Here is a 16,806-nt window from a genome sequence, read left to right on the forward strand (position 1 = left end):
TCCGGTTCCGCGATCCGCCATCGGGCCACGGGCTACGCCGACGCCCCGGTGTAGTGCCGCAAGGCGTACTTCCAGAAGGCTCGGGCAGCTGCGAAGAACAGAGCGGCCACCGCGGCGGAGCCGAGCACGAGCCACCCGCTCAGCCCGCCGGCGAGCGCCTGCGCGGGGACGGTGACCGCAAGGCCGACCGGAATGATCAGGCTCAATACGATCCGCATCCAGCCGGGAAAGACGGCCAGCGGCCAGCGACCCGCCTGGCCGAAGACGGCCGAGAACACCACCAGGATGTTGTCCACCTTGACCCACCAGAAGGCGCAGGTGCCCAACAGCGTCAGGAACGAGTAGACGATCACCGCGCCGAAGACCAGGGTCAGGCAGAAGTAGAGCCATTGCAGCGGCCCGATCGTGGTCCCCATCCGAAGACTGGCATAGCCGACGATGCCCGCACCGAACACGATGTTGAGCGCCTGCGCCGGCGAGACCACAGCCACGCTCGCCAACAACTGGGAATCTGCGGGCTTGGTCAGCGTGAAATCGAAGGTGCCCAGCCGGATGCCCTCCATCAGCTGCTGCAGAGACGGCTGGATCACCATCGCGATCAGACCGGACAGGATGGTGTAGACGCCGATCAGGGCGATCAGCCCGGACGGGGTCCAGCCGCCCAGATTGCTGGTGTTGGCGAAGATCACCGCGATCCCGACGAACTGGGTCGCCAGGGTGATCACATTGGCGAGGGCGACGAAGAACTCGCCGCGATACTGAGCCACGTTGAGGACGCCGAGCCGGAGATAGGTCGCCACGATCGTCCAGCCGTGCGCCAGCCGACCGCGCCCAGCAACGCCGCCGAGTTCCTGGCTCATGCGCCCACCGCCGAATATCGCCGTACGGCCCGGGACCAGACGAGCCGCAGCAGTCCGAACGCCGCAGCGACCCAGACGGCCTGCACTCCGTAGCCGTACAGGATCGACGCACCGGTGGTGCGGCCCATCGCGATGTTGGCCACGAATGCCTGGGTCCACGGGAACGGCGACCAGTTGGCGATCGCCGCGATCAGCGGCGGGAACACCGTCAGCGGTGCGAAACCGCCGCTGAGGAAGGTCTGCACCGACATGTAGAAGTTGTTCAGCGCCGTGGTCTTGGTCAGCCAGAACGCACTGAGGGCGAGGACCCATTCGATCATGAACCGCAGCACCGCGCCGCCGACCAGGGCCGGCACCGAGGCGACGAGCTGCAGCGGATCCATGCCCGAGAGATCGCCGCGGAAGGCGACGATCAGGATCACCATCGCGGGCAGGATGCCGATCAGGCCGATCATCTTGTAGGCGACGTTGTCGCTGATGTCCTTGTGGATGGGATGGATCGGCCGCAGCAGCAGCGGGGAGAACGTGCCCTCCCTGACCCGCCACTCGAACTCCCACATCAGCCAGATGAAGGTCAGGTGGTTGACCAGCATCATGATCGCGAAATAGGTGACGAACCGGCCGGCGGTGTAGCCGCCGACCATCCCGGTCGGACCTGCGACCGTGCGCCAGACGACGATCATCACGATCGGCTGGATGACCGAGGTGACCACCCAGATCCCCACCGAGCCGCGATAGGCGACATTCACGGCGACCGACGCGGCGAACTCGCCGCGGTAGTACTGCCGCAGCGCGCGCCAGGAGAACCGGCTGAAATCCGGTGCCGGCTCCAGCTGGTCCGGTCTCGTACGACTCGGTGCTGTCACCGCCGGACCTCTGCCTCATCCGATGCGCGTCCGTGTGCCTCGTCGTGAGCAGGCACGGCGAAGACCTTCTCGATCACCGCTTCGATCGGCTCGTCCTCGATCGTCACGTCCGTGACCGGGAGCCCGGTCAGCAGCCGGGCGGCCACCGCCGGCGTGTCGGCCGCAGGCACCTTGACCCGCCAACCGGTGTCGGTCTCCTCGATCGGCGCCTCGGCAACCCGACCGCCCAGCAGTGTCGCCAGCTCGGCCCGGGACGCCGTGTTGGGTTCGGACAACTCGACAGTGATCGTCTTGTCCGGTGCGACGGTCCGGACCAGCTCGGTCAGCGGGCCGTCGAACAGCAACGTCCCGTGGTGGATCACGATCACCCGCTTGCAGAGCGCCTCGACGTCGGCCATGTAGTGGCTGGTCAGCATCACCACCGCGCCGGTGCGCCGGTTGTACTCCGCGACGAAGGACCGGATCCGGCGCTGCATCGCCACATCCAGCCCGATGGTCGGCTCGTCCAGGAAGAGCACCTGCGGGCGGTGCAGCAACGACCCGGCGAACTCGCACTTCATCCGCTCCCCCAACGACAGGTTGCGGGCCGGCTTGCGCAGCAGTTCACCCAGCTCGAGCAGGTCGGTCAACTCACCGAGCCGGGCCGCGAAATCAGCATCGCCGATCTGGAAGACGGCCTTGTTGAGCCGGTAGGAATCGACCACCGGGATGTCCCACTGCAGCTGACTGCGCTGCCCCATGATCAACGCCATCCGTCCCAGATAGTCCCGGTCCCGGCGCCACGGCGTGTAACCGAGGACCTCGGCCCGACCCGAGGTCGGATGCAGCAGGCCCGCGAGCATCTTCAGCGTCGTGGTCTTGCCAGCACCGTTGGGTCCTAGGAAGCCGACGACCTCGCCGGCCTCGACGGCGAAACTGATCTCCCGGACCGCGGCCACCGAACGCGTCCGGCGGCGGACCAGGGACATCATCGCGGCCTTGATACCGGCGTCCCGCTCGGGCACGACATACGTCTTCTGGAGCTGCTCGACCTGCACCGCTGCGCCCGACATGAGACGAACCAACCACATCCCACCGACATTTCGCCAGAGCGTTTGTCGCCGCCCCACCACCGACGAGGTTGTGCGCTTTGAAACACTGGACCAGTGACCGCGCACCAGACCAGTGGCAGTTGTCGGTGATGGCACCGTCCCAACGTCGCCGGAGCAAGCACCTCCGCCCGGCCCGGCCGCTGGTCGTCGGGCACGCGTCATCGGACCTCAAGTCCGACGGTCGGTGGATCGTACGACCGATCGCCGGCGCGTCCGCGATCAAGGACTACCGCTGCCCCGGCTGTGACCAGGTCATCCGGCCCGGAACCCCGCACCTGGTGGTGTGGCCGGCCGACCCCGGACTGGGATTCGTCAGCGGGGTCGAACAACGCCGGCACTGGCACAACAGCTGCTGGACGCGGCGGCGCTGATGGAACACCCGTCGACGCCCGGGCTCCACAGCTCGATCCTGGACGCCCGCCCCGGACCGGACCGCCCAGGGATCGTCTTCTGTCACGGCCTCTTCGGTCAGGGCAAGAACTGGACCACGATCGGACGGCAGTTCGCCCAGGACTACCGGGTCGCCCTGGTCGACATGCCCGATCACGGTCGTTCCCCCTGGACCGACGAGCTGTCCTATCCGGCGATGGCTGCATTGTTGGCCGCCGACCTGGAATCGTCCGGCCGTCGGTGGACAGTGGTCGGGCACTCGATGGGCGGCAAGATCGCCATGGTGCTGGCCCTCACCCGCCCCGAGCTGGTCGAGCAACTGGTCGTCGTCGACATCGCACCGGTGGACTACGGCGGCCGCGGGGAGTTCCTGCAATATGCCGATGCGATGCGCGCGATCGACCTTGCGGCGTTGGAATCCCGGCAGTCGGCCGATGATCAACTGCGGGCGGCGGTGCCGGACTCCACCGTACGCGGCTTCCTCTTGCAGAACCTGCGCCGTGGCGATCGCTCCGGTGGGCCCGGTTGGCACTGGCAGATGAATCTGGAGCTGCTCGGTGACCATCTGGGGGTGCTGAGCGGATTCCCCGATCTCGACGCGGCCCCCTATCCCGGTCCCACCCTGTGGGTCGCCGGTGCCGACTCCGATTACATTCGTCAGGAGCATGCGGGCCGGATGAGACAGCTGTTCCCCCGGGTGCGGACGGTGACGATCAAGAACGCCGGCCACTGGGTGCACTCCGAACAGCCGGAGATCTTCGTCGACGTGCTGCGGCGGTTCCTGGCGGGCGCGCCGGTCACCCCACGGTGACGGAAACGATCTTGGCCGCGGTTTTGGGCTTGCCGTCGCCCTCGGCGTTGCGGTTGTCGACGCCGCCTGCCGCGATCTTGGTCAGCACATCGATCCCGGCCTGATCCATCTTTCCGAAGACCGTGTAACTGGGCTGCAGATCGGAGTCCTTGAAGACCAGGAAGAACTGCGAGCCGTTGGTGTTGGGACCGCTGTTGGCCATTGCCACGGTGCCGGCCGGATAGGTCTCGTCTCCGCTGAGTTCGTCAGGGAAGGTGTAGCCCGGTCCGCCGGTCTGGGTGCCGGTGGGATCACCGCACTGCAACATCGACAGGCTCGCCACCACGGTCATCCGCGGGCATTCGGTGTTGTCGTAGAACTTCTGCTCCGCCAGCGAGATGAAGGAGTTGACCGTACAGGGCGCGTCGGTGCGATCCAGGGTGATCGTGATCTTGCCCGTCGACATCGTGATCACCGCCGTGGCGGTGCCGCTCATCTTCACCCCGGTGCTCGGTGGCGGGCTGACCGGACGGGCCGGCGTACCGGTCTCGGTGTATTCGCAATCGACCGGTGCGGCCTTCGGCGACGCAGCGGTCGTGGCGGCCGGAGAGGTCGCGCCGGCGCCGGTTCCCGGCTGCTGGCCGCAGCCGGCCAGCCACAGCACCGCCGCGATCATGATCACCGCGACAGCCCGATAGCCGCCCCGCCGGGGACGATGCCGAGGAAACACGTTCACGGGCGCTACCTAAGCACCTGCGCCGCCCGGATGCGGTATCGACCCGCGCTGTCGGCCCGGCCGTCCTCAGGGAGTCACCAGTTCGGCTCGGCGTGCTCGACGACGGGCGGCAGCGCGACGTGGGCGGGGTGATAGACGTAGACAGTGCCGCCCGAGTGCGGCACCCAGGCGTTCTCGAGCTGGTCGCGACGGTAGGTGACGCGCACCTGGCTGTCATCGGGGATCAGATGGGACGCAGGATCGTTGACGACGACGTCGCCGTCCTCGGTGAATCCGACCACCACCATCAGGTGCCCGTTGGTGCCGTAGCCGGCGCCGTCGAGGTCGCCCTTGGCGAACGACACCGAGATGATCACCGGGATCCCTCGCTTGATCAACTCCTCGGCCTCGGTGAAGTTGCGCAGCCGGGTGACGAATGCCTTCAAGCCCCAGGTGGTGGCGTAGGCGCAGTTGAAGGGCCAGTTGCCCGCCCCGTCGTAGGTGTAGTCGAAGACGTTGCGAGCGGAGTAGTCGACCTCGGCATCGACCGGCGGATCAACCCAGGCAAGATCGGCCTTCGTCGGGCCGGTGTGCCAGTACTTGATCACCATCGCCGTAGAGGTGGCCGAGCACCACGCCTCGCCGCCGTTGTCCCATTGCGGATAGTGCCCGTTGTGCACCTCCTGGGACAACTCGGGCACGTCGAGCACGATGCCGCCCGCACGGCCCTTGGGGCTGACCGGGACCGTGGGATCCGACGGCAGCGCCGAGGCCACAGCACCGACGGTCTGCAGGATCGGCGTCAGTCGGCTCCCGGCGGGCCGTAGCAGGGTGACCCGAAGCTGCCAGTCCGACAGGGCATGGTCGTCGAAGAGATGCAGGGTGTCGGTCCAGACCGTCGCGAGGTCGGTGTCCTGCCCGTCCACCGAGCAGCGGTGGATCGCGCCGCCGTCGTCCGGGTCCTTCGCGCACCAGCGACCGAGGATGTACCAGCCGGAACGGGTCCCGGTCTCGTCGGTGCCACGGACCTCGATCTGCACCCGGGTCCGGCCCGGGGTGTCCACCTCCCAGGACGAGATCAGTTCGGTAAGTCCGAAGCCGGTCCTGGCCACCGGCGAGGTCCAGGTCGCCGTCTCGTAGCTGACAGCGGTGGCGTCGTCGGCATAGGGTCGCTGTAGTCGAGGCTGCCGGTCGGGTGCGCGATCCGTACGCCGTCGTGACGCCAGCTGGTGCCGTGATGATCACCGGCCCGCAGTTCGGCCCCGGTGAACTGGCGGTAGAGCACGTGCCGATCGGAGAGCGCGGTCTTGGATCCGTGGGCGCTGGCCGGCGTCTGGGCGCCGATGGCGAGCCCTACCGAGGCGCCGACGCCGACGCCGAGCACGGTCCGGCGCGGTAGCAGGTGGATGCGGGGTTCAGGATCCGGGCGTTCGGCCACGCTGTCCTCCGAGGCAGGGTCGATGACGGTGCGTATGACAAAGTTTGCCTCCCCCGTCCATCGGATCGTAAACCTCTCACCACACCCGCGTCCACAGCCTCGCGGCACCGGACCAACGGAACTTCTCCGGCGGCTAGAGTGACCCGCGTGGTGCACCTGACGAGGATCTACACCCGTACCGGCGATCAGGGCCGGACCCGCCTGGTGGACATGTCGGTGACCGCCAAGACTGACCCCCGGGTGGCAGCGTACGGCGATGTCGACGAGGCAAACGCGGCTATCGGTGTGCTGCTCACCCTCCCCGGCATCGATGATCACCTACGCCGGGTGCTGGCCCGGGTGCAGAACGAGCTTTTCGATCTCGGTGCCGATCTGGGCAATCCGCTGGCCGCGTCGTACGAATTCGAGCCGCTGCGGATCACCGCGGACTACGTCCAGCAGCTGGAGCAGTGGTGCGACAGTTTCGGCGACCCGCTGCCGGCACTGCACTCCTTCATCCTCCCTGGCGGCAATCCGGTCGGTGCCCAGTTGCACGTCGTACGGACGATCGTCCGGCGTGCCGAACGAACCGCCTGGCAGGCTGTCGAGGTGTACGGAACCGAGCCCGCCCAGTCCGGATCCAACGCGTCCGGGTCCGACGCGTCCGGGTCCGACGCGTCCGGGTCCGACGCGTCCGGGACGGACCGGCCCGGCGGCGTCAACCCGCTGGCGATCCAGTACCTCAACCGGTTGTCGGACCTGCTGTTCATCCTCAGCCGGGTCGCCAACGGGACCGAGTCGGAGGTGCTCTGGGTGCCTGGCGGGGACCGCAGCCCCGATCGATCGTGATCATGGGTTTCCGGCATACTGAGACCGCCACCCGTTCGTCGATGCACAGGAGTCGAAAGCAATGACCAGCGCCACCAACTATCCCGCCCTCGGACGGGAAGCCACCGGAGTCGCCAAGCCGAAGCAGGACCGGCCGGTGACGCTGTTCACCGGGCAATGGGCCGATCTGCCCTTCGAGGAGATCTGCCGGCTGGCGGGCGAATGGGGCTACGACGGCCTGGAGATCGCCTGCTGGGGTGATCATTTCGACGTTGTCCGTGCTGCCGAGGACGAGGCGTACGTCAAGAACCGCAAGGACATCCTGGCTAGTAACGGCCTGGGTTGCTGGGCGATCTCCAACCACCTCAACGGCCAGGCGGTCTGCGAGGCGATCATCGATGATCGCTACAAGAACATGGTCAACCCGCGGGTGTGGGGTGATGGCGATCCTGAGGGCGTCCGGCGGCGTGCCGCCGAGGAGATGAAGACCACCGCACGCGCGGCCGCCGCCTTCGGCGTGGATACCGTAGTCGGTTTCACCGGCTCGCCGATCTGGCATTACCTGGCGATGTTCCCGCCGGTCGCCGACGACGTCATCGAGGCCGGTTACACCGAATTCGCCGAGCGCTGGAACCCGATCATCGATGTCTTCGACGAGGTCGGCGTCCGGTTCGCCCACGAGGTGCACCCGAGCGAGATCGCCTACGACTACTGGACCACCGTCAAGACCCTGGACGCGATCGGTCACCGGCCGGGCTTCGGGCTGAATTTCGATCCCTCGCACATGATCTGGCAGGGACTCGACACGGTCGGATTCCTCTGGGACTTCAAGGACCGGATCTACCACGTGGACTGCAAGGACACCAAGGTCCGGATGCATAACGGCCGCAACGGCCGGCTGTCCAGCCATCTGCCCTGGGCGGATCCCCGTCGTGGTTGGGATTTCATCTCCACCGGTCGTGGCGACACCCCCTGGGAGGACATCTTCCGGATGCTCAATTCGATCGGCTATGGCGGCCCGATCTCGATCGAATGGGAGGACGCCGGCATGGATCGCCTGGACGGTGCCCCCGAGTCCGAGCAGTGGGCCCGCCGGTTGAATGCGATCAAGCCGTCCGAGGCGTCCTTCGACGCCGCGTTCGCGCAGAAGTAGGGTCGCTCGACAGTGCGGTTCGTCAGCTACAACCTGCGGTTCGCGAGCGAGAACGACCCCCAGCCATGGTCGCGACGCCGGGGTCCGCAGGTCGAGCTGATCGACAGCCTGGCGCCCGACGTGCTCGGCGTCGAGGAAGGTCTTGATCATCAGCTGGCCGACCTGATGGCCGGCCTCGATGATCATTACCGGCTGATCGCCGAGCACCGCCGGGACGGCGGCCCCGAGGAGAATTCGGCGATCATCTACAACGGCTCAGTCGTCGAGTTGATCAAGGTCGAGCACCAATGGCTGTCCGACACGCCCGATGCACCGGGATCGATCACCTGGGGCAGCAGCCTGCCCCGGATGTACTCGCTGGCGACCTTCCGACGGATCGCCGACGACGTCGAGTTCTTCGTGATCAGCACCCATTTCGATCATGAACTCGAGATCGCCCAGATCAACTCCGCGCGCCAGCTCCGGAACCGGATCAGCGCTCTGGACCCGGAGCGGGGGCTGGTGCTGATGGGTGACTTCAACTGTGGCGAGGATTCCGAGCCGTACGCGATCCTGACCGGACGGTCACAGGATGGCGCCGGCCTGCGCGACGCCTACCTGACCGCCGCCGATCGCGGACCGCGACTGGGCACCTTCAACAACTACGCCGCTCCGGACCCGGACGGGATCCGGATCGACTGGATTCTGATCAACGACCGGATGGCTGCCCGGTCGTCAATGATCGTCGACCAGGCACCCGGTGGCCAGTATCCCTCCGATCACCTGCCCGTCCTCGCCGAAATCGACTTCTGACCCGGCTCCTGGGTTGATCTTTCGCCCGCCGGAACTCGGACTGTCGCAGGCCCGTGCAAGTATCGAGTGCATGACTGATTCCCCCGCCAGCAACCGACCGACCCTGATCGGCAGCGAGCGTGCCGCCATCGGCAACGCCACCGGTCCGGTCCCCGATGACGAGCTCATCCAGGCCACGATCGTGCTGCGCCGGCGGAATGACACGCCTCCCCCGGCGCATTATTTCGGCGCTGCCTCGCCGGCGCTCAGTTCCCAGGCGCTCGGGGAGGGATACGGCGCCCATCCCGAGGATCTGGACTCCGTGACCAGGCTGCTGGCCGCCCGGGGCGTACGGGTGCTGCACAGCCACGCCCCGTCTCGCCGGGTCAGGATCGAGGGCACCGCGGCAGCGTTGGCTGACCTGTTCGGCGCCCGGCTGCAACAGATCAACCGGGACAACGGGGTGGGCCAGAGCCGGATGCGCGACGGCAGCCTGACGCTGCCGACGGAGCTGGACGGACTGGTCACCGCGGTGCTGGGGCTGGACGACCGCCCGCAGGCCACGCCGCGGATCGTGTTTGCCGAGGCGAGCACCGGCACCAGCTACGCCCCGCTCCAGGTAGCTGAGCTCTACCAGTTCCCTGAGGGTGACGGAACCGGGCAGACCATCGCGATCATCGAGTTGGGCGGCGGCTTCGACCAGTCGGATCTGGACACCTATTTCCAGGGCCTTGGACTGACCAGTCCCAAGGTGACTGCCGCCTCGGTCGACGGCGCCAAGAACGTGCCGGGTCAGGATCCCAGTGGCGCCGACGGCGAAGTGCTGCTGGACATCGAGGTCGCCGGCGCGGTCGCCCCCAAGAGCGACATCGTGGTGTATTTCGCGCCGAACACCGACGACGGTTTCGTGGACGCGGTCTCGACCGCCGCGCACGCCACCCCGACACCGACGGCGATCAGCATCAGCTGGGGACAGAGCGAGGACAGCTGGACCGCGCAGGCCCGGCAGTCCCTCGACCAGGCGATCGCCGACGCGGTCGCGATGGGCATCACGGTCTGTTCTGCGGCCGGCGACAACGGCAGCAGCGATTCCGGCTCCGGTGTCCACACCGACTTCCCTTCCTCCAGCCCGAGTTCACTGGCCTGCGGCGGCACCACGCTGCGAGCGTCCGGCACGACCGTCACCAGCGAGACCGTCTGGAACGACGGCGGCCAGGGCGGATCGACCGGCGGCGGTGTCAGCGGCGTCTTCGAACTTCCGAGCTATCAGAGCGCAGCCGGAGTACCGCAACGCTCCGGCGCCACGACCACCGGGCGGGGCGTGCCGGATGTCAGTGCCAACGCCGATCCCGAAACCGGCTACCAGGTCTTGGTCGACGGTCAGCAGACGGTTGTCGGCGGCACCAGCGCGGTCGCGCCGTTGTGGGCGGGTCTGGTCGCCCGGCTGGCACAGCGCGCGGGTGGCTCCCTCGGGCTGGTCCAGACCAAGCTCTACGACGGTGTCGCCGCGGGCGAGCCGGTTCCTGGATTGCGCGACATCACCAGCGGTTCCAACGGCGCCTACCAGGCGGGTCCGGGCTGGGACGCCTGCACAGGTCTCGGTGTGCCCCAGGCCGGGATCGCGGACGTGTTCAGCAGCAACTGAGCGCTGCTCCGGCACGGGGGCCGGTGTTGTCCGCCGGCCACGGGTGTTGTCCGTACCCGGAGTTGTCCACAGATCGCCGGCACTCGGCCGCCTCGGGTGCCGGCGATCGGCACGCTGTCCTGCATGCGTACGCGACCGCCCGTCCTCGACAGCCGTCAGCCCTTCCGCCGAGCCGAGGCCCTGGCCACTGGGATCACGATCCGCGAGCTGACCGGGCCCAAATTCCAGAAGGTCCTCCACGGTGTCTACGTTGCTGCCGGAGTGCAGCTGACTGATCTCGTACGCGCCCGGGCGGCCTTGCACATCAGCCCAGACGGGAGTTACGCCAGTCACCACACCGCCGCCCGGATCTGGGGAGGCACGGCGCCCAACGATGCACGCACCCATGTCAGTGTTCCGGACCCAGGATCGCGATCCGAGCGTCAGGGCATCGCCTCCCATAGAGCAACCGTCGATGCGGACGTCCGCAGCTGGCGATCAACACCTGTGTCCTCACCGCCGCAATGCTTCTGCGAGATCGCGAGCCTCGGAGCCGGCCTCGTCGAGCTGGTGGTGCTTGGAGATTCCCTCGTTCGTGCAGGGGTGGTGACCCCAACCGAGCTGATCGCCGCGGCGGACGCGTGGACCCACAGAGGTTCGGCCGTCGCCAGCAGAGCTGCCCGACTGGTACGAGAAGGTGTGGACTCGCCGATGGAGACCCGCCTGCGACTGTTGATCGTCCTCGCCGGTCTGCCCGAGCCGGTCGTCAACTTCGTGATCAGACATGAGAACGGTGACTGGAGGCTTCGCTTCGACCTGTGCTATCCGGAGCTGAAGCTGTTGATCGAGTACGACGGTGACCAGCACGTATTCGACTCCATGCAACGAGCCCGGGACCTGGAGCGCCGCGAGGAGCTCCAGCGGATCGGCTGGCGGATCGTGACGATACAAAAGCAGCACTACTACGCCCAGCCGGCTCGGGTTCTTGAACGAATTCGGCAGGCTCGCCTGGACTGCGGCGCCTCGGCTTCATCCTGCCGGGTCCGTACGACATGGATGAACCACCACACATGACCGTGATCCCGCCGTGGTCGGCAAAGATGTAGGAATCTGGCCGAACCAGCTGCCAAAGCAGACACCGGTCGGAGAACGTACCGAGATCATCCGGTCCCCACACACAGATCCGACACCGGTCGGAAAACGCACACGCGGCGGCTGGACGCTGGTCTGCAGCGACGGGCCGTGTGGGTCAGTGGCGGGTGATGCCCGGAGGTGCGGCCTCGAGCCAGCTCAGCATGCCGGTGAGCGAATCCGGGGTCATGGCCAGGTCGCGCTGCTCGAGCCGCTCACCGGTCCCGGTGGCGACGGTGACGACTTCCTGGTCGGCGTAGAGGGCGACCGCCTCGGCGGCGCTGGGAACGCGGTGTTCCAGCACCGAGACTTCGGAGCGCCGGAAGGAATGTTTGGGCCACCAGGCCAGCGAGAAGAAGCGGAACCACTCCAGGTATTCACCGCTGTAACGAGCGACTCCGAGCACCCAACCGGTGCTCGGAGTCCTGGTGTCCGACATGTCGTCGATGTAGTGGCCATGGCGGCGCATGCTGCATTCGAAGGTGCCACCGTTGCGGGCGAGCCAGCGGCGGCGTACGGCAAGCCCGATCAGGACGGCCGCAAGCAGAACCAGAACGATGCCAATGACCTCGGCCGCACTGAGCCACCCGAACCGCACTACCTACCCCTCCCGAATCAGTCCCGGCCGTGGAACCGATTCGCCTGCCCGAATCCTCCTACGACCGATCAGCGGGCCTTGTTCGCAGCACTCAGCTGCGCCTCGGCCCGACGGTAGGCCTTGCGGGTCTCTTCGTCGTCCTCACCGGCGTCGAGGCGCTGGCGGGCATCGGCGAGCGCTCGCTCGGCCCGATCGACGGTGATCTCCTCCGCCATTCTGGCGTATTCGCTGATGATCGACACCCGACGCCGGGCAACCGAGATGAAACCGCCATCAACGGCGACGATCTCGCGGTTGCCGTCGGGCTGGATCACCTCGACACCGCCCGGCGCGAGCAGCGCCAGCACCGGCTCGTGGCCGGCCAGGATGCCGATATCGCCCTCGACCGTCTTGGCGATCACGTTCTCGGCCTGGCCGGACCACACGACCCGGTCGGCCGAGACCACCCGGAGCTCCAGCGGATCAGCCATTGCTCAGGCGTCCTTCTGCAACTCGGACCAGGCCTTCTCGACATCGTCCATCGAGCCGACGTTGAAGAACGCCTGCTCGGCAATGTGGTCGACCTCGCCGTCCACGATCATCCGGAAGGACTCGATCGTGTCGGCCAGCGGCACCGTCGAGCCCGGGACGTTGGTGAACTTCTCGGCCATGTAGGTGTTCTGGCTGAGGAACTGCTCGATCCGTCGGGCCCGGGCCACGACGATCTTGTCCTCCTCGGACAGCTCGTCGACACCGAGGATGGCGATGATGTCCTGCAGTTCCTTGTTCTTCTGCAGGATCGCCTTCACCGAGTTGGCGACGTCGTAGTGGTGCTGACCGATGTACTGCGCATCGAGGATCCGCGAGGTGGAGGTCAGCGGGTCGACCGCCGGGTAGAGCGAGCGGGCCGCGATGTCACGGGACAGCTCGGTGGTCGCGTCCAGGTGGGCGAAGGTGGTCGCCGGTGCCGGGTCGGTGTAGTCGTCGGCCGGCACGTAGATCGCCTGCATCGAGGTGATCGAGTGACCACGGGTCGAGGTGATCCGCTCCTGCAACTGGCCCATCTCGTCGGCCAGGTTCGGCTGGTAGCCCACCGCGGACGGCATCCGGCCGAGCAGGGTCGAAACCTCGGAACCGGCCTGGGTGAAGCGGAAGATGTTGTCGATGAAGAGCAGCACGTCCTGGTTCTGCACATCGCGGAAGTACTCCGCCATGGTCAGCGCCGACAGTGCAACCCGCAGCCGGGTGCCCGGCGGCTCGTCCATCTGACCGAAGACCAGCGCGGTGTCCTTGAAGACGCCGGCCTCTTCCATCTCGTTGATCAGGTCGTTGCCCTCACGGGTCCGCTCACCGACGCCGGCGAACACCGAGGTGCCACCGAAGTTGTGGGCGATCCGGTAGATCATCTCCTGGATCAGAACGGTCTTGCCGACGCCGGCGCCGCCGAACAGGCCGATCTTGCCACCCTGGACGTACGGGGTGAGCAGGTCGAGCACCTTGATGCCGGTCTCCAGCATCTCGGTCTTGGGCTCGAGCTGGTCGAAGGCCGGGGCCTCGCGGTGGATCGGCCAGCGCTCGGTGATCTCCAGCGTCGCCGGATCGGCGTTCAGCACCTGACCGGTCACGTCCCAGACATGGCCCTTGGTGACGTCGCCGACCGGGACCGAGATCGGTGCACCGGTGTCCTTCACCTCGGTGCCGCGGCGCAGACCGTCGGTCGGCTTCAGCGCGATCGCGCGCACCATGTTGTCGCCGATGTGCAGCTCGACCTCGAGGGTCATGCTGCGGCTGCCCTCGTTGGTGTCGATCTCCACGGTCAGGGCGTTCATGATGTTGGGCATCGCATCCGCGGGGAACTCGATGTCCACCACGGGACCGATGACCCGGGCGACGCGCCCGACGCCCAGCGTCTTGTTCTCTTGTGTCTCTTCGACAGTGGCAGTCATTTCGATTCCCTCTTTCAGTCTGATTCGGCCGAAGCGTCGGCGAGAGCGTTGGCACCGCCGACGATCTCGCTGATCTCCTGGGTGATGCCGGCCTGGCGGACCTGGTTGGCCTCCCGCGTCAGCCGCTGGATCAGGTCTTCGGCGTTGTCGGTCGCCGACTTCATCGCCCGCTGGCGGGCGGCCAGCTCGGACGCCGCCGCCTGCAACAGGCAGAAGTGGATCCGGCTGGCGACGTACAACGGAAGCAACTCGTTGAGTACGGTCTCGGCATTCGGCTCGAAGTCGTACAAGGGCAACAGCTCGTCCGGCGCCGGCGGCTCGTCCTCCTCGACCACCTCGAGCGGCAGCAGCCTGATGACCTCGACGCTCTGGGTGATCATCGACTCGAACCGGGTGTAGACGATGTGGATCTCGTCCACGCCGCCTTCCTCGGACGGAGTGTTGAACGCCTCCAGCAGGCTGTCGGCGATCTCCCGGGCGTCGGCGTACGTCGGGCCGTCGGAGAAGCCCGACCACTGCCCCGCCACCGGACGCTCCCGGAAGGTGTAGAACGCCGCCGCCTTCCGGCCGGACAGGTAGGGAACGACCTCGAGGTTGTTGTCGGCCAGCAGCTCCCGCAGCCGCTCGCCCTCCCGGATCACGTTCGACGAGTACGCACCCGCCTGGCCCCGGTCCGAGGTGATCAACAACATCGCCGCCCGGCGCGGATTCTCCGCCTCGGTCAGCAGCGCATGATCAACATTGGAATGGGTCGCCAGCGCCGAGACCGCACGGGTCAGCTCGGCCTGGTACGGCGCCGCCTCACGGGCCCGTTGCTGGGCCTTGATGATCCGCGAGGCAGCGATCAGCTCCATCGCCCGAGTGATCTTCTTGATGTTGGTGGCTGAGGCCCGGCGGGCCCGCAGCTCACGCAGTGATGCCGGCATCAGTACTCACTTCCTCCGCGATCACCGCTTCTGGGCAACGATCTGCTCCTGCTCGACATCCTCGGCGTCCAGCGGGGCGTGCTCCTCCCGACCGACACCCAGGAACTTGCCCTCGGAGGTCTGGAAGCCCTTCTTGAACTCCGCGATCTGTTCGCGCAGGGTGTCCTTCGCCGAATCGTCGAAGACCTTGGTCTCCTTGATCCCGGCCAGCACCGTGCCGTTGTGCCGCAGGTGCTCCAGCAGTTCCTGCTCGAAGCGCAGCACGTCGCCGACCGGCACATCGTCCAGCTGTCCGTCCAGGCCCGCCCAGATGCTCACGGTCTGCTCCTCGAACGGGTACGGGCTGTACTGCGGCTGCTTGAGCAGCTCCATCAGCCGCGCGCCCCGCTCCAACTGGCGCCGGGTGGTGGCGTCCAGGTCGGAGGCGAACATCGCGAACGCCTGCATGTCGCGGTAACGGGCCAGTTCGGTCTTCAGCGGCGCGGCAGCCGTCTTCATCGCCTTCGTCTGGGCGGCGCCACCGACCCGCGACACCGAGATGCCGACGTCGATGGCCGGCCGCTGGTTGGCGTTGAACAGGTCCGACTGCAGGAAGATCTGGCCGTCGGTGATGGAGATGACGTTGGTCGGGATGTAGGCCGACACGTCGTTGGCCTTGGTCTCGATGATCGGCAGACCGGTCATCGAGCCGCCGCCGAGCTCCTTGGACAGCTTGGCGCAGCGCTCCAGCAGCCGGGAGTGCAGGTAGAACACGTCGCCCGGGTATGCCTCACGGCCCGGCGGCCGGCGCAGCAGCAGCGACATGGCGCGGTACGCCTCGGCCTGCTTGGACAGGTCGTCGAAGACGATCAGGACGTGCTTGCCCTGGTACATCCAGTGCTGGCCGATGGCCGAGCCGGTGTACGGAGCGATGTACTTGTAGCCGGCCGGATCGGACGCCGGGGCGGCGACGATCGAGGTGTACTCCAGCGCACCGGCGTCCTCGAGCGCGGCCCGCACCGAGGCGATGGTGGTCGCCTTCTGACCGACCGCGACGTAGATGCAGCGGACCTGCTGCTCCGGATCGCCGGTCGCCCAGTTGTCCTTCTGGTTGATGATGGTGTCGACCGCGATGGCCGTCTTGCCGGTCTTCCGGTCGCCGATGATCAACTGCCGCTGGCCGCGGCCGATCGGGATCATGCCGTCGATGGCCTTGATGCCGGTCTGCAGCGGCTGCCGGACCTCCTGGCGGTCCATCACGCCGGCGGCCTGGACCTCGAGGTCGCGGCGGCCCTCCAGCGGGGTGATCTCGCCGAGGCCGTCGATCGGCCGGCCGAGCGCGTCCACGACCCGGCCGAGGTAGCCGTCGCCGACCGGGACCGACAGAATGTCGCCGGTGCTCTTGACGGTCGAGCCTTCCTCGATGCCCTCGGAGTCGCCCATCACGACGACGCCGATCTCGCGGACGTCCAGGTTCTGCGCGATACCGATGGTGCCGTTCTCGAACTGCAGCAGTTCGTTGGCCATCGCCGACGGCAGGCCCTCGACGCGGGCGATGCCGTCACCGGAGCTGACCACGGTGCCGACCTCTTCGCGGCTGGAGGTCTCCGGGGTGTAATTCCGGACGTAGTTGTCCAGGGCTTCCCGGATCTCCTCCGGGCGAATCGTGAGTTCTGCCATCGCCTTCGTTCCTGCTCTCGAGGTTGTCTATCTCGTGTTCCGGGTGTTGCACCCAGGTTTGT

Annotated in this window: 17 protein-coding genes; 7 read left to right on the plus strand and 10 right to left on the minus strand. The window is 67.1% G+C overall.

Features of this window, described 5'->3' with window-relative positions:
• Positions 1–32: 32 nt before the first annotated feature.
• The 3 genes from IEY07_RS06060 to IEY07_RS06070 are packed head-to-tail and all read right to left on the minus strand — an operon-like array spanning position 33 to position 2,778.
• Positions 33–860 (minus strand): ABC transporter permease, encoded by an 828-nt coding sequence (locus tag IEY07_RS06060; protein ID WP_188894256.1) that lies wholly within the window; start codon positions 858–860, stop codon positions 33–35.
• The gene (locus tag IEY07_RS06065) at positions 857–1,726 is read right to left on the minus strand and encodes an ABC transporter permease (RefSeq protein ID WP_188894257.1); all 870 of its coding nucleotides are present in this window, start codon (positions 1,724–1,726) and stop codon (positions 857–859) included. Before IEY07_RS06065 ends, IEY07_RS06060 begins: the two co-directional genes overlap by 4 nt.
• Positions 1,723–2,778, minus strand: a complete 1,056-nt coding sequence (locus IEY07_RS06070; protein ID WP_188894258.1) for an ABC transporter ATP-binding protein — start codon at positions 2,776–2,778, stop codon at positions 1,723–1,725. The genes IEY07_RS06065 and IEY07_RS06070 overlap by 4 nt, the downstream gene beginning before the upstream one ends.
• 77 nt (positions 2,779–2,855) lie before the next feature.
• On the opposite strand from IEY07_RS06070, the gene IEY07_RS06075 reads away from it, so the two are divergent.
• Together IEY07_RS06075 and IEY07_RS06080 are read left to right on the plus strand one after the other, a co-directional pair.
• On the plus strand, positions 2,856–3,188 hold the full coding sequence (locus IEY07_RS06075; protein WP_229669751.1) for an Rv1322 family protein: 333 nt from the start codon (positions 2,856–2,858) through the stop codon (positions 3,186–3,188).
• Complete coding sequence (locus tag IEY07_RS06080; RefSeq protein ID WP_188894259.1) at positions 3,188–4,018, plus strand: alpha/beta fold hydrolase; 831 nt, start codon at positions 3,188–3,190, stop codon at positions 4,016–4,018. Before IEY07_RS06075 ends, IEY07_RS06080 begins: the two co-directional genes overlap by 1 nt.
• On the opposite strand, the gene IEY07_RS06085 is transcribed toward IEY07_RS06080, so the two are convergent.
• Together IEY07_RS06085 and IEY07_RS06090 are read right to left on the minus strand one after the other, a co-directional pair.
• Positions 4,005–4,733, minus strand: coding sequence for a peptidylprolyl isomerase (locus IEY07_RS06085; RefSeq protein ID WP_229669752.1), 729 nt, complete (start codon positions 4,731–4,733; stop codon positions 4,005–4,007). The two genes, IEY07_RS06080 and IEY07_RS06085, sit on opposite strands and share 14 nt — an antisense overlap.
• Positions 4,734–4,807: 74 nt before the next feature.
• Positions 4,808–5,938 (minus strand): C39 family peptidase, encoded by a 1,131-nt coding sequence (locus IEY07_RS06090; RefSeq protein ID WP_505745400.1) that lies wholly within the window; start codon positions 5,936–5,938, stop codon positions 4,808–4,810.
• Between the two features lie 359 nt (positions 5,939–6,297).
• Between IEY07_RS06090 and IEY07_RS06095 the strand changes: the two genes are divergently transcribed.
• From IEY07_RS06095 to IEY07_RS06115, 5 genes are all read left to right on the plus strand, one after another.
• Positions 6,298–6,978: a cob(I)yrinic acid a,c-diamide adenosyltransferase gene (locus tag IEY07_RS06095; RefSeq protein ID WP_188894260.1), complete on the plus strand. Its 681-nt coding sequence runs from the start codon at positions 6,298–6,300 to the stop codon at positions 6,976–6,978.
• Between the two features lie 61 nt (positions 6,979–7,039).
• Complete coding sequence (locus IEY07_RS06100) at positions 7,040–8,110, plus strand: sugar phosphate isomerase/epimerase family protein (protein WP_188894261.1); 1,071 nt, start codon at positions 7,040–7,042, stop codon at positions 8,108–8,110.
• Positions 8,111–8,122: 12 nt separating this feature from the next.
• Positions 8,123–8,902, plus strand: a complete 780-nt coding sequence (locus IEY07_RS06105; protein WP_188894262.1) for an endonuclease/exonuclease/phosphatase family protein — start codon at positions 8,123–8,125, stop codon at positions 8,900–8,902.
• Positions 8,903–8,972: 70 nt separating this feature from the next.
• A complete protein-coding gene (locus IEY07_RS06110) occupies positions 8,973–10,526 on the plus strand; it encodes a S53 family peptidase (protein ID WP_188894263.1) in 1,554 nt (517 codons plus the stop codon).
• Between the two features lie 123 nt (positions 10,527–10,649).
• The gene (locus IEY07_RS06115; RefSeq protein WP_188894264.1) at positions 10,650–11,579 is read left to right on the plus strand and encodes a PDDEXK-like endonuclease domain-containing protein; all 930 of its coding nucleotides are present in this window, start codon (positions 10,650–10,652) and stop codon (positions 11,577–11,579) included.
• Positions 11,580–11,754: 175 nt separating this feature from the next.
• Here the strand turns inward: IEY07_RS06115 and IEY07_RS06120 are convergent, their stop codons facing one another.
• The 5 genes from IEY07_RS06120 to atpA form a co-directional block, all read right to left on the minus strand.
• Positions 11,755–12,234 (minus strand): DUF2550 domain-containing protein, encoded by a 480-nt coding sequence (locus IEY07_RS06120; RefSeq protein WP_229669755.1) that lies wholly within the window; start codon positions 12,232–12,234, stop codon positions 11,755–11,757.
• Between the two features lie 68 nt (positions 12,235–12,302).
• Positions 12,303–12,704 (minus strand): F0F1 ATP synthase subunit epsilon, encoded by a 402-nt coding sequence (locus IEY07_RS06125; protein WP_188894265.1) that lies wholly within the window; start codon positions 12,702–12,704, stop codon positions 12,303–12,305.
• Between the two features lie 3 nt (positions 12,705–12,707).
• On the minus strand, positions 12,708–14,159 hold the full coding sequence (atpD, locus tag IEY07_RS06130; protein WP_188894266.1) for a F0F1 ATP synthase subunit beta: 1,452 nt from the start codon (positions 14,157–14,159) through the stop codon (positions 12,708–12,710).
• A 14-nt stretch (positions 14,160–14,173) separates the two neighbouring features.
• Positions 14,174–15,085 carry a F0F1 ATP synthase subunit gamma gene (locus IEY07_RS06135; RefSeq protein WP_188894267.1) on the minus strand — a complete coding sequence of 304 codons (912 nt, stop codon included), beginning with the start codon at positions 15,083–15,085 and terminating at the stop codon, positions 14,174–14,176.
• Positions 15,086–15,106: 21 nt separating this feature from the next.
• Entirely contained in the window at positions 15,107–16,744 is a 1,638-nt protein-coding gene (gene atpA, locus IEY07_RS06140; RefSeq protein WP_188894268.1) for a F0F1 ATP synthase subunit alpha, read from the minus strand.
• Positions 16,745–16,806: the final 62 nt, after the last annotated feature.

This window comes from Microlunatus endophyticus (assembly GCF_014646195.1).
Lineage (GTDB): Bacteria > Actinomycetota > Actinomycetes > Propionibacteriales > Propionibacteriaceae > Microlunatus > Microlunatus endophyticus.